Consider the following 20,189-nt stretch of genomic DNA (forward strand, 5'->3'; position numbering starts at 1 on the left):
CTATCGCTTAACAGCTTGTACTGTTTTTAAAGCTTCTGATAGGTTTTCATATACTTGATTGCCAACTATTATAGTATCAGCATACGTAGCCATTTCACTTGCTTCGATCGCTGTTTTAATGCCTCCTCCGTAGAATAGTCTAGTATTTTGAAGACCTTCTTTTGCCTTTTTTACGACCTCTACATCACCGTACATACCACTGTATTCCATATAAAAAATAGGGAATTTAAACAAATGCTCGACCATTTGTGCATATGCGATAATATCTTCATCTGTTTCTGGTTGTTTAGCATTCGTTAACTTAGCTGCTTTACAATCTGGATTTAATATACAATACCCTTCTGGAATAATTTCATCCCAGTTCATCACTTCTCCAAATTCCTTTGTTGCCTCATGGTGTAAATCCTTCACCCATTTTGTCTCTTGGCTATTCAATACACTTGGAATAAAATAAAAATCAAAGCCCGGAGTAATCGATTCTATTGTCGATACTTCTAGTGCAACAGGTACAGCATACCTTCTAATGCGCATTAACAAATCAATCACATTATCCAGTGTTACCCCGTCCGAACCCCCAATGATAATAGCATCAGTTCCAGATTCACAAACCTTTTCTAAGGCTTCTCCCTCTATTTCCTTTGCCGGATCCAATTTAAATATATGGCGCCATTCTTTATAATCCATTTTTTCACCTACATTAAGTTAGTTAAGCACTCTTCATTATAACAAAAAAACTGAACAGAGGCTTCTGTTCAGTAGTTAGCGATAGATAAGTTTAATATTATTCTTTTGATTGTTGGAGCGACAACTCTTCTGGATACAGTCGACCAAGAATTTCATCATAATAATCATTGCCGTAATCATATGCACGTCTTACACGTGAAATGGTTGCTGTACTTGCACCTGTTTCTTTTTTAATTGTTTCATATGTTTTTTTCAAACGTAGTAAATGCGCAACCTCGAAACGCTGGGCAAGTGATTGAATTTCACTTATTGTACATAAATCATCAAAAAACTTATAACATTCTTCTATATTATTTAGCTCTAGTACAGCTTTAAACAATTGATCCGTTTGATGTCCTTTTATTTTTTCAATTTGCATATTATATCATTCCCTTCTTCACGTTTTAAGTCAAGGTAAATAGTTTACCATATTTTCTAATCCTGGCTTGGTCGGTACAAAACTAATCCATGATTTACCTGGTACTAATTTAGCTGGAACACCATTTTCCATTGGAATAAGTATTCCGTCGACATTTTCCCATTCAATCACTTTCATCGTTCCTGCTTGGAAAAGATACGCTCTTCCTCCGGCATTCAATGTTAACTGCCTGCGCCCAGCATTATCAATTGTCGTATGCGGTATTTCCATAAATATTACATTTGCAAGCTCTACAGGTTTTTCCGTTTCCTTATCGATTGTTAAAACTCCGCCTGTTTTTCGTTCATATAAACCACTTTCCGGTATATATGTATACTGATTTTCAAAACTTGCCCCTGTTCCATACTGAATACTTACAGAAGAGACAGGGTCTCCAATTTTTGCTCCTTCTGCCGAATCATAAAAGGAGAAGGTAGGCATTTTGTGCATTTCCATCGAGGCTCCTACTTTTTCTGCCCCTGTGAAAATGTTCTCTTTCGAAATATACGAATTATGTGGTGCCTTACGTTCCTTTGAACGCTTAAAAAGTATACCATCATATTGCATCCCATTAATATTATCTACTACTCTCGCATTTAACATTTTCTGAGCATCTGGGCTATAACCATGTGCAATGTAAAAAGCATCTAATCCTTTGGCAACTTCTACGAAATAATCACGAGCACTTCTAACAGGACCTACTATATCAGGAATCTCACTTTGATAAAGCGCTAGAAATCTCGTCACATTTCCTTCAGCTAACATTTCATAAACGATATCCGCCTGTGCAATCCCTGACTGAGGCCTTGCAAGCGGATGATTATTCATCGTAACAATAATTGGCCTTTGTGTTTGTTCTTCTTCTGAACGAATACCAGTAAACGGTGCAACATAAGGGAGAACAATAGGTTCTTCTACTACTTCTTCTACTATATCCTCCACAATCTCTTCTACGGGTTGTACTTCTGCTGTTTTTTCCTCATTGGAGCAGGCAACAAGAAATAAACCGAGTAAACTTATTATCCCCCATTTTTTAAACAATGGAAATCCCCCTACCTCATGACAGCTGGAAACAATACTTGTTTTTTCATCACATCGAAAATTCCTCTTTGCGTAACTCGAACATAAGGTAAGTGCGTAGCTTGCAAAAATAGTAAAGTATAAATGGCATCCCCATGCTTAAATCCTCTAGCTGTCAATTCTCTCTTTAATAGTAATTCCTCTTCTATTAATACTTCCATCGGCTTATCCGATAAGATTCCACCTATTGGAAGTTTAAGCGTGCAAACAACTTCCTCATTTTCAACGATGACTATACCACCGTTCATTTTTTTCATTTCGTTGAAAGCCTGGAGCATGCTCTTTTTATTCTTTCCGATTAAGATAATATCCCCTGTACTAGAATAAGAAGAAGCAAAACCTTTTAATGTCGTTGCAAATCCTTTAATAAGTGTAGAGACTTTCCATTTACCATTACGGTCTACTAACAATAAAAAACTTTCATCATGATCAGTTGAAAGCTCGTTATCCGTTGTATCAACCGAAACAGAATAAGGCTTCGTTATAACGTCGTTCACCATTTCAATCCCAAAAGGCATCGAAAATTGAAAATCATCATCGGACATGTCAAAAGCCAAATCTAAATCCGGTATATCTGACCAATCAGTTGCTGCCAATGAGTGAACTCTTTCACCATCACGTTTTAACCAAACCCCTTTAGATAAAACGGTTGTCGGGACAGGATTCAACTCATCTTCAAGGAAATTGAGCGTAGCAAATCTTCCAGCAGCAATGACGCCATGTAAATTCGATAAATTATAGTACTTCGCTACGTTGAATGAAGCCATTAAATAAGCATCTACCGGGCTGACTCCAGCATCTAAAGCAACCTGGATACACTTATCCATCACCCCGTCCGTATGGAAAGAAGGTGTAGCACCGTCTGTCGTCATCATCAGGTGATCAAAAATTTGCAAATCCTTCTCAAGTATTCCTTTTAATAAAATCGGCAAGTCAGGTCGAATGGAAGAATGACGAAGCGTCACCGCATAACCATGCAGGATTCTTCTTTCCACTTCTTCAATGGTCATCGCTTCATGGTCTCCATCAGCTCCAAGTAAACGCATACGCGCAAGTGTACGTTCAGAAGCACCTGGGAAATGTCCTTCAATTTTCATCCCGTTCGTCTTTGCTTTTTGCATCCAATACAGCATTTGATCATCACCGGAAAGGAGCCTTGGCCAACCTGTTAGCTCGCCCCCCATAATAACATCTGGACGCGCAATCCATTCTCCAACCGTTTTAGATGTAAATAATTCTTCCTCATTTTCAAGCTCAGTCTGTGAATCGAAGCGAGCCCACCAATAAAAAGAAAAAGGCAATTTACTTAACTCATCCATTATTGAAAACGCTTTCTTATTTTCAAGCATCAAAAACATTACTAAATTATCTGCTATAAATGTCGTCGTTCCTAATTGAGCTGCATAATCGGCAAATGTCTGCGGGTTATATAGTTGGAATGGATGTACATGGGGTTCCATATAGCCTGGTACAATCTTTTGACCAGCGGCGTCGTATACTTCTGTTTTCGAAGAAACTAGTGGCATTTCCGAGCCGGTATACACAATCCGATCTTTTACAATCCAAATATTTCCGTTCATCCATTTCTTTAAATGGCTGTGTAAATAAGTTGCATTTGTAATAAGGATATCTGGTGCTTGTTTTCCGTTTACAACTTCTATCTGTTTTCTAATTTCTTCTATTTTCCAAATCGGATATTGCATTGCATCCATTCTCCTTTCTATAAGACTACTCATAGAAATAATAGTAGCATAGTACTTTAGTAAAGCAAAGTGTTGAATTATTATTTTTTGTAAATTTTTTTCTAAAATATACCTAGTAAGAAAAGTTAATAATTGTATGGACTGTCACCTTCCCAATTTAGCACAGAAACGATAAAAAGGAACAACACACCGAATAGGGAAACTGCGCGATAAGGCTTTAATAGGTGTCCACCGTGATTTTCACTCCAGCCGGGCGCTTTCCGTGGGGTGAGCGATGAGCCATCTCCGCCGCTTTGGCGTACGTTGGGATGGCTCATTTAGCTCCCTCATCCCGCAGGAGTCGCCGGCTGGAGCGAAAATCAAAGGAGCACGCTACTTACGCAGTTCCAGCTGTTGTGATAAACCGATTATTGAAAAGTATCTCCACTCAAAAATCCAGTAAATGGCTAAGAGCAATCAATCAGTCATGAAAAGCAACCAATTCTACTCTGAAAGCAACTAAATCTGCATGAGAGCAACCAAATTGCTATTGAAAGCAACCAGTTCTTAGAATAACAAGTTTACTTGAAGTGAGATGTCGATAACTACCATGTAGTATCCCCATAACGTGAGGAATCCCGACAAACTATCATCCAGTTAATGGATAAGGGCAGCAATTCAGTCATTGAGAGCAACCAAATCGCTGGTGGAAGCATCCATTTCTTAATATAACAAGTTTACTTGAAGTGAGAGTCGATAACAGCCGTGCAGTTTTCCAATATCCACTAAAAAAGGATATCCCCCATACCGGAGATATCCTTTTCAAGTTATTGAAACGTTCGCCAGCCGATATCTGTTCGGAAAAACAAACCTTCCCATTCTAACTCGGACAAGCCCTTGTATACTTTTTGTTGCGCTTCTAAAAGTGTAGACTCACTTGCGGCTACCAATATAACACGACCGCCGTTCGCAATATAGTCTTTCCCTTCAGCTTTTGTACCCGCGTGGAAAACGGCAAGACCAGTCTCTTCAAGAACTGAAAGATCTGGAAGTCTAGCGCCTTTCTTCACATCTGCTGGATACCCCTCTGAGGCAATTACTACACCTAGCATTGCTTTTTCAGACCACTCTAGCTGAAACGGTTTTTCATCCATTAATGCCACCATGAATTTACCGAAATCACTAGTCATTCGTGGTAACACGACTTGTGTTTCTGGATCACCGAAACGAGCATTGAACTCGATTACTTTTGGTCCTTCTTTTGTTAAAATTAGTCCAGCATATAAAATACCTGTAAATGATGTTCCTTCTTCTGTCATTGCATTTACTGTTGGTACGACAACTGTTTTATAAGCAGTATCGACGACTTCTGAAGAAATTTGTGGAACAGGTGAGTATGCTCCCATACCACCTGTGTTCGGACCTTTATCTCCGTCATACGCACGTTTATGATCTTGTGCAATAACCATTGGATAAATTTGTCCTTTATGCACAAATGACATAAACGAAAACTCTTCACCGTCTAGAAACTCTTCAATTACAACACGAGAGGATGATTCGCCAAATAGTTGGTTACCAATCATATCCTCTACTGCTGAGTTGGCTTCTTCCACTGTCATGGCAACTACTACACCTTTTCCAGCAGCTAATCCATCTGCTTTTACAACGATTGGAGCACCTAGTTTTTCTATATATGCCTTTGCTTTTTCAACTTCTGTAAAAGTTTCATACGCAGCAGTCGGGATGTTGTATTTTTTCATTAATTCTTTCGCAAATGATTTACTTCCTTCAATTTGGGCAGCAGCTTTCGTTGGTCCAAAAATGCGAAGGTCTTGTGCTTCAAAATGGTCAACAATTCCGCCAGCTAGCGGTTGCTCAGGACCAACAAACGTTAAATCGATATTGTTTTCTTTTGCAAAGCTTGCTAATTCTTCAAATGCCATGACATCGATCGGCACTATTTCTGCATCATTACCCATACCTGCATTTCCAGGGGCTACAAATACTTTTTTTACCGAAGGTGAATTATTGAATTGCTTTGCAATGGCATGCTCACGACCGCCACTTCCAATTACGAGAATATTCATATTCGATGCGCCTCCCTTAATGTTTGAAATGACGAACGCCAGTGAATACCATTGCAATTCCGTATTCATTTGCTTTGTCGATGGAGTCTTGATCCTTTACAGATCCACCAGTTTGAATGATTGCAGTGATACCAGCCTTTGCAGCAGTTTCTACTGTGTCGTTCATTGGGAAAAATGCATCCGATGCAAGTCCTGCTCCTTTTGCACGTTCTCCAGCTTGTTCTAATGCAATTTTTGCGGATCCTACACGGTTCATTTGACCAGCACCGACACCAATTGTCATATCTTCCGTAGCTACTACAATCGCGTTAGATTTTACATGTTTTACAACATTCCAGCCAAGCTCTAATGCTTTCCATTCTTCTGCAGTTGGTTCACGGTCTGTTACTACTTTTAAGTCAGCATCTTTTAATCCGTATGTATCAGGTGATTGAACTAATAATCCTCCTTCTACAGAAACTGTATTCCAAGCATCTTTTTTCGTTTGTTCAAATGTAATTGTCAGTAAACGAATATTTTTCTTTGCCGTTAACATAGCAATTGCTTCCTCTGAAAAAGAAGGAGCGATAATGATTTCTAAGAAAATACCTGCAAGCACTTTTGCAGTTTGGGCATCTACTTCACGGTTTAATGCAACAATTCCACCGAAAATCGATGTTGAATCCGCTTCGTATGCTTTATCAAAAGCTGCAGAAATAGTTTCGCCTGTTCCAACACCACAAGGATTCATATGTTTTACTGCAACCGCTGCTGGAATTTCGAATTCCTTTACAATCTGGATAGCAGCATTGGCATCTTGAATATTATTATAAGAAAGTTCTTTCCCGTGTAATTGGGTTGCAGAAGCAATCGAGAAATCTGATCCAAGTGGACGTTTGTAGAATGCTGCTTTTTGGTGTGGATTTTCTCCATAACGTAACGCTTGTTTACGCTCATATGTAAGTGTTAAAAGTTCAGGGAATTCCTCACCAGTTAACTCTGTCATGTAACTAGCGATTAACGCATCGTACGCAGCTGTGTGACGGAACACTTTTGCAGCTAACTTGCGACGTGTTTCAAGTTTCGTTTCACCAGTTTCTTTTAATTGGTCTAACACTTCTGCATAGTCTGTTGCATCTGTTACTACTGTTACATATTGATGATTTTTTGCTGCAGAACGTAACATAGATGGACCGCCAATATCGATATTTTCGATCGCATCCTCGAATGCAACATCTGGTTTAGAAATAGTTTCGCGGAAAGGATATAAATTGACACATACGACGTTGATCGGAGTGATATGATGTTCTTCTAATTGTGCTTGGTGTGCAGGATCGTCTTGTTTTGCTAATAATCCTCCGTGAATCATTGGGTTTAAAGTTTTTACACGACCATCCAATATTTCCGGAAAGTTTGTTACAGAGTCTACGGATGTGATTGCTACTCCATTTTGTTCTAAAAATGCCTTTGTACCACCAGTTGATAAAATTTCATAACCAAGCTGTTCTAACTCTTTTGCAAATTCGAGAATTCCTGATTTATCTGAAACACTAAGTAAAGCACGTTTTGACACGTTATTTCCTCCTTTAGTTTAAGTAAGAAAAGCCGGTAAAGTCTACCGGCTCCATAATTTTTGTAATGTTTTCGTATATAACTCATGCTCTACTGCATGAATACGTTCTTCGGTTTTCTCTCTATTGCCGTCCACTACTTCTATTGCAGCTTGCGCTAAAATCGGACCAGTATCCATCCCAGCATCCACGTAGTGAACAGTCACTCCCGTTAACTTCACTCCATGTGCCATCGCTTGTCCGATTGCATCTTTTCCTGGAAATGAAGGCAATAAAGAAGGGTGAATATTGATAATCCGGCTAGAATACGCCTCAAGCAAAACATTCCCGATTAAACGCATATATCCTGCAAGAACAATCCACTCTACTTCAAGCTCTTTTAGCTTTTGTAAAATTTCTTGTTCATAAGCTGCTTTCGAAGAAAAGCTAGAAGGCTTAATGGCAAGAGTTTCAATACCTGCAATACGTGCACGTTCTACTACAAAGGCATCTGGCTTATCTGTCACTACAAGTGCTATTGTTCCAGATAAATGTCCAGCTTCCACTGCATCATGGATTGCTTGAAAGTTACTTCCGCTTCCTGATGCAAATACTGCAAATTTCGGTTTTCCAATCATTACACTAAACTCCCGTCATGCGTTCCGTTGAACAAGACACCTTCACCTTTCACAACACGACCAATTGTGTATGCTTTTTCCCCGTGATTTTCTGCAATGGTAATTGCTTTTGCGGCTTCCTCTTCAGATAATGCTAATACAAAACCAATTCCCATATTAAATACGTTATATAAATCACGATCCGTAAGCTCGCCTTTTTCTTTTAGCATGTTGAAAATAGGTAGTACTTCCCATGACCCTAAATCTACCTCTACCGCTAATCCTTCAGGCATCATACGTGGTAAGTTTTCATAGAACCCTCCACCTGTTACATGTGCCATGCCGTGAATAGAAAGCTCTTGATGCATTTCCATTACAGGCTTTGCATAAATCTTTGTTGGTGTAAGAAGTGCTTTTCCGATTTCTCCAAGCTCTTCATAACCTACAACTACTGTGTCAGCAGAATAGCCTTGCTCTTCAAATACTATTTTACGTACAAGAGAATAACCATTAGAATGGACACCACTAGAAGCAATACCCACTAGCACGTCTCCTTCGGTGATTTTTTCGCCTGTTACAATTTTCGATTTTTCACAAGCGCCAACTGCAAACCCTGCTAGATCATATTCATTTTCCTCATATAGACCTGGCATTTCAGCTGTTTCTCCACCAATTAATGCTGCTCCGGATTGAACACAACCATCAGCAACGCCTTTGACAATTTGTTCAATACGTTCAGGAACTGCTTTTCCAACTGCAACATAATCAAGGAAAAACAATGGCTCCGCACCTTGTGCTACAATATCATTTACACACATAGCCACACAGTCTATACCAATCGTATCGTGTGAATCTATCATAAACGCTAATTTTAACTTCGTACCAACACCATCTGTACCCGAAATAAGGACTGGCTCTTTATAATTCAATGAAGACAAATCAAACATACCACCGAACCCACCAAAAGTACCCATGATACCTTTTCTAGCTGTCCGTTCGACATGCGATTTCATTCGCTGAACTGCTTCATAGCCGGCTTCGATATTAACGCCTGCTTTTTCATATGCTTTTGACATGTAAAATCCTCCTATCGAACAAGCTCTTTTTCATGTGGTAATTTCGTATTCGGAGCAATCGGAGTCGGATACTCCCCAGTAAAACAAGCTAGACAGTGCCCACAATTTTTTCCTTCATCCGTTCGTCCAATCGCACCTACCATGCCCTCTACTGATAAAAAGGAAAGAGAGTCCGCACCAATCAGTTCACACATTTCTTCTACACTATTATTCGAAGCAATGAGTTCCGAATCTGTGCTAATATCAATTCCGTAAAAACAAGGACTTTTTAATGGAGGAGAGCTAATGACAACATGCACTTCTTTGGCTCCAGCGTCTTTTAACATTTTTACTATACGTTTGGAAGTTGTACCTCGTACAATCGAATCATCCACCATGACCACACGTTTACCTGCCACCACTTGACGTACCGGTGAAAGTTTCATCTTCACTCCACGCTCACGTAAATCTTGTGAGGGCTGAATAAATGTACGCCCTACATAGCGGTTTTTAATAAGGCCCATTTCATATGGAATACCAGAAGCTTCTGAAAATCCAATCGCTGCCGAAATACTAGAATCTGGCACGCCAGTAACAATATCTGCATCTATTTGAATTTCGCTTGCAAGTTGTTTCCCTAGACGTTTTCTTGCCATGTGTATATTGATCCCATCGATATTCGAATCGGGACGAGAGAAATACACATACTCCATTGTACAAATTGCTCGTTCTGCTGGCTCTGAAAAACGTTCTGAACGGACACCTTCATCATTAATAATAAGTAGTTCACCAGGTTCAACTGAACGAATAACTTCTGCACCGATTAAATCAAATGCACTTGTTTCCGAAGCTACTACCCAAGCATCATCTAATTTTCCTAACGAAAGCGGGCGCATCCCATGTGGATCCTGAGCTACTAATAATTTATCTTCTGTCAATATAACAACTGCAAACGCACCGTCTAATAATCTTAACGCTTCTTTCGCACGTTCCACCAAAGAATTATAATGACTTTTCTTTAACAAATGAGCAATTACTTCTGTATCAGAAGTTGTTTGAAAAATACTACCTTGCTGTTCTAAACTACGTTTTAAACGACCTGCATTGACGATGTTGCCATTATGAGCGATTGCAAGACTGCCAGTAGTAGAATTAAAAAGAAGTGGCTGCACATTTTCAAGTCCAGATCCGCCTGCAGTCGCATAACGAACATGTGCAACTGCAGCTTTTCCTTGGAGTTTTTCAAGCTTTCCATTACTGAAGACATCATTTACTAACCCTTCACCTTTGACAGCTCGCAAAAATTCTCCATCTGTAATAACGATTCCAGCACCTTCTTGACCTCGATGCTGCAAAGCATGCAAACCATAATAACTAATTGGTGCAGGATCTGGGTGTCCCCAAATTCCGAAAACACCACATTCTTCGTTTAAGCCTCTGATTTCAGCAAGCATGGTATTGCTCCTTTCCAAGCGGAACGGAATTCTTCAACAGAACCGCTAATCCATTCAGTTCCGTCTTCGTTAGTAATTACTACTTTATTCGAATCAGTTACAGCACCAATTTTAACTGCGTCATTTACGATTGCTTCAAATTTAGCTGCATTTTCAGGTTTAACTGTTACAAGAAAACGAGATTGAGACTCACTAAATAGTACTGTTGTTGCAGAACCATTCAATGTTACTTCTACTCCAAGTCCGTTTGCACCGAAAGCTTTTTCTGCTAATGCAACTGCAAGTCCACCTTCTGCAATATCATGAGCAGATTGTACAACCCCAGACTTAATAGCGGAAAGTAATGATTTTTGGCGTGCTGCTTCCACTTCTAAATCAATTGAAGGTGCTTGTCCAAAAATACGTTTTTCTACTAATTTTTGAAGCTCTGATCCACCGAATTCTGTTTTTGTTTCACCAATTACATAGACGATATCTCCTGCTTGCTTCACGTCTTGTGTTGTTACATGTGCTAAATCTTCTACTAGTCCAACTAAGCCAATCGTTGGTGTTGGATAAACTGCTGTTCCGCTACGTTCGTTATATAACGATACGTTACCACCGATAACCGGTGAGTCTAATGCGATACAAGCTTCCGAAATACCATCAGCAGATTTTTCAAGCTGCCAGAAGATTTCTGGATTTTCTGGATTACCAAAATTCAGACAATCTGTAATAGCGAGTGGTTTTGCACCAGAACATACGACGTTACGCGCAGCTTCTGCTACAGCAATTTTCCCGCCTACTACTGGATCTAAATAGATGTATCTGGAGTTACAATCCGTTGTCATAGCTAACCCTTTGTTTGTACCACGAACACGAACTACTGCAGCATCCGAACCAGGAGTTACTACTGTACTAGTACGAACTTGATAGTCATATTGATCATAAACCCATTCTTTTGAAGCAATTGTTGGTTGTTGTAATAGGTTAAGAAGTGTTTCTTTATAATCTGTGACTACCGGTTCCACATTTTCCATCGCTTGATATTCTGTAAAGTAAGCAGGTACAGAAGATGGCTTATAATATACTGGTGCTTCTTCAGCTAACGCATCTGCCGGAACTTCTGCCACAACTTCTCCTTTGTGAAGTAGACGAAGCATTTTATCATTCGTTACTTTACCTACAGCTACACAATCTAAGCCATATTTATCAAAAATCTTCACGATCTCATCTTCGCGACCTTTTTTCACTACGATTAACATACGTTCCTGTGATTCTGAAAGCATCATTTCATATGCTGTCATTCCCGTCTCACGTTGAGGAATAAAGTCTAAGTTCAATTCCACACCATGTCCAGCTTTAGAAGCCATTTCAGCGGAGGAAGAAGTTAATCCAGCAGCACCCATATCTTGAATACCAATTAGTGCATCTGATTTTACAACTTCTAAACAAGCCTCTAGTAAAAGTTTTTCCATAAATGGATCCCCAACTTGTACAGCTGGACGTTTTTCTTCCGAAGTTTCTGTCAATTCTTCCGAAGCGAATGTTGCACCATGAATTCCGTCACGACCAGTTTTTGCACCAGCATACATTACTGTATTACCTTCACCAGCTGCAATCCCTTTTTGTATATCTTCATGGTTGATCAACCCAACACACATAGCATTAACTAGTGGATTACCTTCGTAGCAATCATCAAATTGAATTTCCCCACCAACTGTTGGAATTCCGATACAGTTACCGTAACCAGCAATTCCAGCTACAACTTCTTCAAATAGGTATTTCACACGTGGTGTTTTTAACTCACCGAAACGCAAAGAGTTTAGCATCGCAATCGGACGAGCTCCCATGGAAAAGACGTCACGGATAATACCACCAACGCCAGTTGCCGCCCCTTGATATGGTTCGATTGCAGATGGATGATTATGTGATTCCATTTTGAAAACAACTGCTTGACCGTCGCCAATATCCACGATTCCAGCACCTTCACCAGGACCTTGTAATACTTGTGGTCCTTTTGTAGGGAATTTACGTAATACTGGCTTAGAGTTTTTATATGAGCAATGCTCAGACCACATAACCGAAAACAATCCTGTTTCTGTGTAATTTGGAAGCCGTCCTAAAATCTTTTCTGCCATTTCAAATTCTTCGTCTGACATTCCCATTTGTGTATATATTTTTTGTTCCTTAATTTGCTCCGGATTTGGTTCAAGCATGATTGACATGAGATTCCCTCCACTGTTTCACTATTGATTTGAATAATGCAAGCCCGTCTGATCCACCCATTATGTCATTCGCAGCACGCTCTGGGTGAGGCATCATTCCTAAGACGTTTCCTTTTTCGTTTATAATACCTGCAATGTCTTCGATACTTCCGTTTGGATTTTCAGAAGCATAGGTGAAAACGATCTGGTTGTTTTCTTTTAAACGAGCTAGTGTTTCTTCATCGCAATAATAGTTACCTTCACCATGTGCGATTGGAATTTGAATTACTTCGCCTTTTTGATAAGCTGAAGTAAATTGAGTTTCATTGTTTTCTACTTTTAGACCAACCGTACGACACATAAATTTAAGGTTTTTATTACGTAATAATGCTCCTGGTAAAAGACCAGCTTCTGTTAACACTTGGAATCCATTACATACACCAAGAACTGGTTTACCCGCTTCCGCAGCTTTTACCACTTCTGACATAACATTCGAGAAACGAGAAATCGCTCCGCAACGTAAATAATCTCCATAAGAGAAGCCACCTGGTAGTAAAACACCGTCGAACCCACTTAAATCTGTTTCATCATGCCAAACGTACTCTACTTCTTCTCCAAGCTCGTCTTTAATCGCATGATACATATCTAAATCACAGTTGGATCCTGGAAAAACGATAACTGCGAACTTCATTTGCCAGCTACCTCCTCAACTTCATAACGGTAGTCCTCGATTACTGTGTTTGTAAGGAGCTTTTCACACATTTCTTTAACAGTTGTATCTAAATCACGATCCGACTCTTCGATTTGAAGCTCCAAAAACTTTCCGATACGAACATCTGAAACTTCCTTATAGTTCATAGAGTGAAGAGCACCCATAACTGCGGAACCTTGTGGATCTAAAACACTTTCACGTAATGTCACATATACTTTAACTTTTTTCATTTTAATAGTCCTCCTAGTCGGGAAAGTATAATTTCATAAACATCTGTTAAATTACCTAAGTTACGTCGAAAAACATCTTTATCGAGCTTGTTATTTGTTTCATCGTCCCATAATCTACAAGTATCTGGAGAGATTTCATCTGCAAGTAGTATTTCACCATCTGAAGTTTTTCCAAATTCTAGTTTCATATCAATTAGTGTTACACCGATTTCTTTAAAAATCGGCTGTAACACTTTATTAATTTCTAGGGCTTTCATTTTGATCGTCTCTATTTCCTCTGGTGTTGCAAGTTCTAACAATGTAAGATGAGCATCTGTAAGTAAAGGATCCCCTAACGTATCATCTTTGTAGTAAAACTCTACAATCGAATGCTTTAAGGTTGTTCCTTCGTCAATTCCCAATCTTTTTGCCAAACTTCCTGCTGCTACATTTCGAACAACTACTTCTAGAGGAATAATTTCTACTTTCCTTACCAGTTGCTCATTTTCCGAAATTTGCTCAACAAAATGAGAATCAATTCCATGCTTTTTTAATTGATCGAAAAGAATAGTTGTGATTTTATTATTTAATATTCCTTTACCAGCTATTTCTTCTTTTTTCTCTCCATTAAAAGCTGTAGCACTATCCTTATAAGATACAAATAAAATAGTTTCATCTTCTGTTGTAAATAATTGTTTTGCTTTACCTTCGTATAATAGACGACCTTTTTCCACTGTGAATTCCTCCGATTAGTTAAGTCCTAAACGCTCGAAAATCATATCCACATGCTGAATGTGATAGTTGTAATCAAAGCAATCATCCAGCTCTTCTTTAGAAAGTAGTGAAGTGATTTTTTCTTCTGCATCTACAAATGTACGGAATGCTGTTTGCGATTCCCAAGCTTTCATGGCAAGCGGCTGCACTGTATCATACGCTTCTTCACGAGCTAAGCCTTTGTCGATTAGTGCCAGTAGTACACGTTGAGAATAAATTAAACCTAATGTGGAATCCATATTTCGCTTCATATTTTCTGGGAACACCGTTAAGTTTTTCACGATGTTACTAAATCGATTTAACATATAGTTAAGTGCAATGGTTGCATCCGGTAAAATAACACGTTCTGCTGAAGAATGAGAGATATCTCTTTCATGCCATAAAGAGACATTTTCATACGCTGTCATCATATAACCACGAATCAATCTTGCAAGTCCTGTCATATTCTCAGAACCGATCGGATTACGTTTATGGGGCATTGCAGAAGAACCTTTTTGTCCTTTAGCAAAGAACTCCTCTACTTCACGTGTTTCTGACTTTTGTAACCCGCGAATCTCCGTTGCAAACTTTTCGATAGAAGTTGCGATTAAAGCCAGCGTGCTCATGTACTGTGCGTGACGATCGCGCTGTAATGTTTGTGTAGAAATTGGTGATGCTGCAAGTCCTAAGTTTTCACAAACATATTTCTCTACAAATGGATCAATGTTTGCATATGTTCCGACTGCACCAGACATTTTCCCAGTTTCAATTACTTTTGCAGCAGCTTCAAAACGCTCTAAGTTACGTTTCATCTCTTCTGTCCAAAGTGCAAGTTTTAGTCCGAATGTTGTAGGCTCTGCATGTACTCCATGCGTACGTCCCATCATAACTGTATATTTATGTTCTTTTGCTTTATTTTCCAAGATTTCGATAAAGTTCTGAATATCTTTTCGGATAATAACGTTTGCTTGTTTGATTAAGTAAGAAAGAGCCGTGTCTACTACATCAGTAGAAGTAAGACCATAATGAACCCATTTACGCTCTTCTCCCAATGTTTCAGAAACAGCGCGTGTAAAAGCTACTACATCATGTCTTGTTTCTTGTTCTATTTCTAAAATACGTTCTACATTGAATGATGCATTTTTTCTAAGTGCTACTACATCTTCTTTAGGAATATCTCCAATTTCGGCCCATGCTTCACAAGCTAATATCTCTACTTCTAGCCAAGCATTGTATTTGTTTTCTTCAGTCCAGATTGCACCCATCTCCGGGCGAGTATAGCGTTCGATCATTCAAGTTCCTCCTGTATTAAGACCAGATTTTAGATTTTTCAATTTCTTCTATAGTTTGCTCAATATTAGTTGAAAGAATCGTAACATGTCCCATTTTGCGATTTGTTTTCGCTTCGCTTTTTCCATATAAGTGAACGGACCAGTTTGGATACTTAGTCATCGAGTTTGTTAATGATATAACATGCTGTCCTAAAACATTTACCATCACTGTGTCTGTCCAAAGCTTTGGTTCACGTAAAGGCCAACCACAAACTGCCCGAATATGTTGATGGAATTGCGAAATATTACAAGCTTCTATAGAATAGTGACCCGAGTTATGTGGTCTAGGTGCTAATTCATTTATCAATATTTCTTCGTCGTCTAACACGAACATTTCCACTGCAAGCGTACCAACAAGATTTAAATGATTGGCAATCATATTAGCCGCTTTAATCGCTTTTTCTCCAAGTGATTCATCTATACGTGCTGGGATAATGGTTTCGTGCAAAATATGATTTACATGAATATTTTCACCGATTGGAAGACAGTATGTTTGTCCATCTCCATTACGCTGTACGATAACCGATATTTCTTTCGTAAAAGGAACAAATGCCTCGGCAATACAAGCAGAATGTTCAAATAGCGTTTTAGCAAGTGGTAGGTCCTCTTTGGATTGTATGGTTTGTTGTCCTTTTCCATCGTATCCCCCACGTGAAGTTTTTACGACACAAGGAAATCCGACCTCATCAATTCGCTGTTCCAGTTCCTCAAAAGTACTTGCTTCGACAAATTTCGCAATTGGTACGCCAGCAGCCTGAAGTTCTGTTTTTTCTAGTATGCGATCTTGCGTAATTTTTACAAGTTCGGCACCTTGAGGAACATATGCAATTTGTGATAATCGTTTCAAACCGTCATAATCGATATTTTCAAATTCATAGGTAATTACGTCGCTCACTTCTGCTAGTTCTTCTAAAGCAGCTTCATCATCATAAGCTGCAACAATGCGAATGTCTGCGACTTGGCCACATGGCGAATCCATTGTAGGTTCAAGTACAGCTATTTTATAACCAGCCTCTTTTGCAGCCAACGCCATCATACGACCGAGTTGTCCACCACCGATAATACCGATTGTTTGTCCAGGATAAATTACTTTCGTCATTGAAGATCACCGTTACTTTCAAATACTTTGTTTTTCGTTTCTTCTCTTCGTTTTTCTAATCGTTCTACTATTTCTCCATCTTGGATCGAAAGAATTTGGGCAGCAAGTAATCCGGCATTCGTTGCTCCTGCTTTGCCGATTGCTACGGTCGCAACTGGAACGCCCCCTGGCATTTGTACAATCGATAATAATGAATCTAATCCATTCAGTGCTTTAGATTGGACAGGGACCCCGACAACAGGAAGCGTAGTCTTAGCGGCAACCATTCCTGGTAAATGTGCAGCTCCACCAGCTCCCGCGATAATCACTTGTATTCCACGTTTACGAGCCTGCTCTGCATATTCAAACATGAGGTCAGGCGTACGATGTGCAGATACGACTTGTTTCTCATACGGTATATTTAGTTCATCTAGGATTTCACAGCTATATTTCATTGTTTCCCAATCACTAGAACTACCCATAATTACACCAATTTTTGCGTTCATTATTTTCGTCCTTTCGTCAAACAAAAAAATTCCCTAAATAAACCACTCTCTACGGAAGAAAAGCAGTTTACTTAAGGAACTTAGTTGCTTAGTTAGTGTCATTAATAACATACGTGAACACATCCTCTTAGCATAATCCAAAAGTTGCTTTCCCTCATAGTCCTGTCATTTACGGTGACTTGGTAGAAACGCTAAAGCCAATTCTTTAGCATATATGGGGATCTAATTGTCTGTTGCTAATCATATTTTATCAAGACTGATGAGTCACGTCAATGCAAAAATACGAACAATGTATATATCTAAAAATAAATTGTTCGGTTATTGACATTATTTTTATATATTTTCTTCTTTAATACCTTTTAACAGTATCAATTGTTTAACAGGGATTGGTTGTCCGTCCACTTCTGCAAAAATTGGTTCTTCCTTTCTTCCCGCTACTCGAAAGCCTTGTTGTTCCATTCTTTCTATACACGCTGCGATGCTTTCATTTTCCTCTACTTCAAACCAAACTGTCTCTTTTTTCATAGCCAGCCAACCTCCAAATTCAATATTCCTTATAAGGATAGCTTATATAATCATTTTCATCAATTTATGGTGGGGTTGAGTGTTCTAACTTTGGAGAGAGATTGTCCGGCTTTAGGGAGAGTTTGTCCAAGTACTAATCGATTGTCCAACTTCTGCTTTGGATTGTCCACTTATCGATGGGGATTGTCCAAGTTTTAGAGAAGATTGACCAAGTACTAATTGATTGTCCAACTTCTGCTATAGATTGTCCAACTATCGAAGGGATTGTCCAGGTTTTAGTGAAGATTGTCCAGCTTTTGAGAAAGATTGTTCAAGTACTAATTGATTGTCCAACTTCTGCTTTGGATTGTCCACTTATCGATGGGGATTGTCCAATTTCTGCTTTGGATTATCCACTTATCGATGGGGATTGTCCAAGTTTTATATTAGATTGTCCACCTTTAGCGAAAGATTGTCCAAGTACTAGGTGATTGTCCAACTTCTGCTTTGGATTGTCCACTTATCGATGGGGATTGTCCAAGTTTTATATTAGATTGTCCACCTTTAGCGAAAGATTGTCCAAGTACTAGGCGATTGTCCAACTTCTACTTTGGATTGTCCACTTATCGATGGGGATTGTCCAAGTTTTATATTAGATTGTCCAACCTCTGCTTTGGATTGTCCACTTATCTATGGGGATTGTCCAAGTTTTATATTAGATTGTCCATCTTTAGCGAAAGATTGTCCAACTTCTACTTTGGATTGTCCACTTATCTATGGGGATTGTCCAAGTTTTATATTAGATTGTCCACCTTAAGCGAAAGATTGTCCAAGTACTATTCGATTCTCCAACTTCTTCTCTAGATTTAACACCTTATCGAAGGAGATTGTCCAAACTTGATATACGACTGTTCAACTATGCTATTTCTCATCTATTCCTCCTTTCCAGTTATCTAATTTCTCCCATTCTAAGATATAGTGAGTAGTATTTTTGGATTTTCCTTTTCTAGAAAGATTCATCGAATTCAGTATTCTACTTGCTAACTGATGAGATTCTATACATAAAAAGTTCCTACACTCTTTATTTGTAATCTTGTGCGAAACTAATGCAAACCACTCATGGACTGTAAATAGATGAGCTAATCTATCAATATTTCCACAGACGGAACAATTCCATCCATTACTCTTCTTTACCATTTCGAATCTGCCGCACTTATTACACTTAACTCCTTTAATTAACTCAGCCGGTTCAATACCCCATTTCTTACACATGGGATATGGAATATAAGGGTGATCATGTTGCATTATTTTTTCGGATACTTCTTTCATTTGAGCAACAGTTAAATATTCTTTCTGCCTTTGTAACTTTCTTATATAAACAGGAATATTTGATGCATAAATAACAGCCGTATGGTTTGGAGCTTTCTTCACAATTGATTTTGTACTACTAAAGATAATTACACCTACAATAGGAATATTTATTCCACGCTTGTTCAACCATTCCCTCAATAAATAAGTGCTCCTATCTACTTGCATTTCGGGACTCCTAAATGGAATTGGATCCTCTTTTCCAGAGTCTAATTCACGTTTCAAACAAGGTGGATTACTTTCAAAATACATTTTCCCCACTATGTTCTTACACTCTAAGATGACTATAAAATACTGACATATGAATAGTGTATCAATCTGGAATTTCCCATTCGAAGTCAAGTTTACATCATGTAAAATATTATAGTTAAAAGGGAAATCGTGTTTCTCAAATACATTTTCTACAGTTGCTTCTCCTATAATACCTGCTTCTGCTGCTTTTAGTTTGGAATTAATGATACTCTTCATCGCATGATCATTTGGCAAACGTTCATAAAGCATTTGCATTCCTAAATATTTATAATTCGTTGTACGCTTTTTAATAAGCAAGTCATCACCCCTTTTCGTGCATATTAACACATCTTAAATAAAAGTAAATTTGCATAAAAAGAGAACAATTCTTTTTTGATTAATAAAGCGCGAGGAGAATCGAATTTTGTTGCATAATAAGAAGGCAAAATTCAATTTTACATATTTTTTTATTGATGAAAAATGTCGTTATTTCCTGGGAAATGTCGTTTTACTTATTTTGATCTGCACAAAAAAAGTCGTTACCGAATAAATCGGTAACGACTTTTATATATGCCCAGCGACGTCCTACTCTCACAGGGGGAAACCCCCAACTACCATCGGCGCAAAAGAGCTTAACTTCCGTGTTCGGTATGGGAACGGGTGTGA

20 protein-coding genes, 1 rRNA gene and 1 riboswitch are annotated in these 20,189 nt (G+C 38.7%); of the genes, 1 reads left to right on the plus strand and 20 read right to left on the minus strand.

Annotated elements, in window-relative coordinates; all coding sequences use genetic code 11:
• From pcrB to ACIP9W_RS18460, 18 genes are all read right to left on the minus strand, one after another.
• Positions 1 to 684, minus strand: coding sequence for a heptaprenylglyceryl phosphate synthase (gene pcrB / locus ACIP9W_RS18375; protein WP_400792348.1), 684 nt, complete (start codon positions 682 to 684; stop codon positions 1 to 3).
• A gap of 97 nt (positions 685 to 781) precedes the next feature.
• Positions 782 to 1,102, minus strand: a complete 321-nt coding sequence (locus tag ACIP9W_RS18380; protein WP_142540327.1) for a YerC/YecD family TrpR-related protein — start codon at positions 1,100 to 1,102, stop codon at positions 782 to 784.
• A gap of 30 nt (positions 1,103 to 1,132) precedes the next feature.
• Positions 1,133 to 2,182 (minus strand): DUF3048 domain-containing protein, encoded by a 1,050-nt coding sequence (locus tag ACIP9W_RS18385; protein WP_400792351.1) that lies wholly within the window; start codon positions 2,180 to 2,182, stop codon positions 1,133 to 1,135.
• A gap of 11 nt (positions 2,183 to 2,193) precedes the next feature.
• Positions 2,194 to 3,924 carry an adenine deaminase C-terminal domain-containing protein gene (locus tag ACIP9W_RS18390; RefSeq protein ID WP_400792353.1) on the minus strand — a complete coding sequence of 577 codons (1,731 nt, stop codon included), beginning with the start codon at positions 3,922 to 3,924 and terminating at the stop codon, positions 2,194 to 2,196.
• Between the two features lie 125 nt (positions 3,925 to 4,049).
• Positions 4,050 to 4,241 carry a hypothetical protein gene (locus ACIP9W_RS18395; protein WP_400792355.1) on the minus strand — a complete coding sequence of 64 codons (192 nt, stop codon included), beginning with the start codon at positions 4,239 to 4,241 and terminating at the stop codon, positions 4,050 to 4,052.
• Between the two features lie 489 nt (positions 4,242 to 4,730).
• Positions 4,731 to 5,990, minus strand: a complete 1,260-nt coding sequence (purD, locus tag ACIP9W_RS18400) for a phosphoribosylamine--glycine ligase (RefSeq protein ID WP_400792357.1) — start codon at positions 5,988 to 5,990, stop codon at positions 4,731 to 4,733.
• A 16-nt stretch (positions 5,991 to 6,006) separates the two neighbouring features.
• Positions 6,007 to 7,542, minus strand: a complete 1,536-nt coding sequence (gene purH / locus ACIP9W_RS18405) for a bifunctional phosphoribosylaminoimidazolecarboxamide formyltransferase/IMP cyclohydrolase (RefSeq protein WP_400792359.1) — start codon at positions 7,540 to 7,542, stop codon at positions 6,007 to 6,009.
• 42 nt (positions 7,543 to 7,584) lie between these two features.
• A complete protein-coding gene (gene purN, locus ACIP9W_RS18410) occupies positions 7,585 to 8,157 on the minus strand; it encodes a phosphoribosylglycinamide formyltransferase (protein WP_400792361.1) in 573 nt (190 codons plus the stop codon).
• The gene (gene purM / locus ACIP9W_RS18415) at positions 8,157 to 9,212 is read right to left on the minus strand and encodes a phosphoribosylformylglycinamidine cyclo-ligase (RefSeq protein WP_400792364.1); all 1,056 of its coding nucleotides are present in this window, start codon (positions 9,210 to 9,212) and stop codon (positions 8,157 to 8,159) included. The genes purN and purM overlap by 1 nt, the downstream gene beginning before the upstream one ends.
• A gap of 11 nt (positions 9,213 to 9,223) precedes the next feature.
• Positions 9,224 to 10,645 (minus strand): amidophosphoribosyltransferase, encoded by a 1,422-nt coding sequence (gene purF, locus ACIP9W_RS18420; RefSeq protein ID WP_400792367.1) that lies wholly within the window; start codon positions 10,643 to 10,645, stop codon positions 9,224 to 9,226.
• Entirely contained in the window at positions 10,621 to 12,852 is a 2,232-nt protein-coding gene (gene purL / locus ACIP9W_RS18425) for a phosphoribosylformylglycinamidine synthase subunit PurL (RefSeq protein WP_400792370.1), read from the minus strand. Before purL ends, purF begins: the two co-directional genes overlap by 25 nt.
• Positions 12,836 to 13,522 carry a phosphoribosylformylglycinamidine synthase subunit PurQ gene (gene purQ / locus ACIP9W_RS18430; protein ID WP_400792373.1) on the minus strand — a complete coding sequence of 229 codons (687 nt, stop codon included), beginning with the start codon at positions 13,520 to 13,522 and terminating at the stop codon, positions 12,836 to 12,838. The genes purL and purQ overlap by 17 nt, the downstream gene beginning before the upstream one ends.
• Positions 13,519 to 13,773 (minus strand): phosphoribosylformylglycinamidine synthase subunit PurS, encoded by a 255-nt coding sequence (gene purS / locus ACIP9W_RS18435; protein WP_142541061.1) that lies wholly within the window; start codon positions 13,771 to 13,773, stop codon positions 13,519 to 13,521. Before purS ends, purQ begins: the two co-directional genes overlap by 4 nt.
• Positions 13,770 to 14,486 carry a phosphoribosylaminoimidazolesuccinocarboxamide synthase gene (purC, locus tag ACIP9W_RS18440; RefSeq protein WP_400792376.1) on the minus strand — a complete coding sequence of 239 codons (717 nt, stop codon included), beginning with the start codon at positions 14,484 to 14,486 and terminating at the stop codon, positions 13,770 to 13,772. Before purC ends, purS begins: the two co-directional genes overlap by 4 nt.
• A 15-nt stretch (positions 14,487 to 14,501) precedes the next feature.
• The gene (gene purB, locus ACIP9W_RS18445) at positions 14,502 to 15,797 is read right to left on the minus strand and encodes an adenylosuccinate lyase (RefSeq protein ID WP_282242270.1); all 1,296 of its coding nucleotides are present in this window, start codon (positions 15,795 to 15,797) and stop codon (positions 14,502 to 14,504) included.
• 16 nt (positions 15,798 to 15,813) lie between these two features.
• Complete coding sequence (gene purK, locus ACIP9W_RS18450) at positions 15,814 to 16,935, minus strand: 5-(carboxyamino)imidazole ribonucleotide synthase (protein ID WP_400792380.1); 1,122 nt, start codon at positions 16,933 to 16,935, stop codon at positions 15,814 to 15,816.
• Complete coding sequence (gene purE, locus ACIP9W_RS18455) at positions 16,932 to 17,420, minus strand: 5-(carboxyamino)imidazole ribonucleotide mutase (RefSeq protein ID WP_400792383.1); 489 nt, start codon at positions 17,418 to 17,420, stop codon at positions 16,932 to 16,934. Before purE ends, purK begins: the two co-directional genes overlap by 4 nt.
• A gap of 137 nt (positions 17,421 to 17,557) precedes the next feature.
• Positions 17,558 to 17,658, minus strand: a riboswitch (purine riboswitch).
• A gap of 95 nt (positions 17,659 to 17,753) precedes the next feature.
• Complete coding sequence (locus ACIP9W_RS18460; protein ID WP_282242267.1) at positions 17,754 to 17,945, minus strand: NETI motif-containing protein; 192 nt, start codon at positions 17,943 to 17,945, stop codon at positions 17,754 to 17,756.
• A gap of 176 nt (positions 17,946 to 18,121) precedes the next feature.
• Between ACIP9W_RS18460 and ACIP9W_RS18465 the strand changes: the two genes are divergently transcribed.
• Positions 18,122 to 18,415, plus strand: a complete 294-nt coding sequence (locus ACIP9W_RS18465) for a hypothetical protein (protein ID WP_400792386.1) — start codon at positions 18,122 to 18,124, stop codon at positions 18,413 to 18,415.
• Between the two features lie 430 nt (positions 18,416 to 18,845).
• Here ACIP9W_RS18465 and ACIP9W_RS18470 read toward each other — a convergent pair whose 3' ends face one another.
• Both ACIP9W_RS18470 and rrf read right to left on the minus strand, forming a co-directional pair.
• Positions 18,846 to 19,841: a nuclease-related domain-containing protein gene (locus ACIP9W_RS18470; protein ID WP_400792389.1), complete on the minus strand. Its 996-nt coding sequence runs from the start codon at positions 19,839 to 19,841 to the stop codon at positions 18,846 to 18,848.
• A 254-nt stretch (positions 19,842 to 20,095) separates the two neighbouring features.
• Positions 20,096 to 20,189: ribosomal RNA gene (gene rrf / locus ACIP9W_RS18475) — 5S ribosomal RNA — on the minus strand; the annotation flags it as partial.

The organism is Psychrobacillus sp. NPDC093180 (genome assembly GCF_044754065.1).
GTDB lineage: Bacteria > Bacillota > Bacilli > Bacillales_A > Planococcaceae > Psychrobacillus.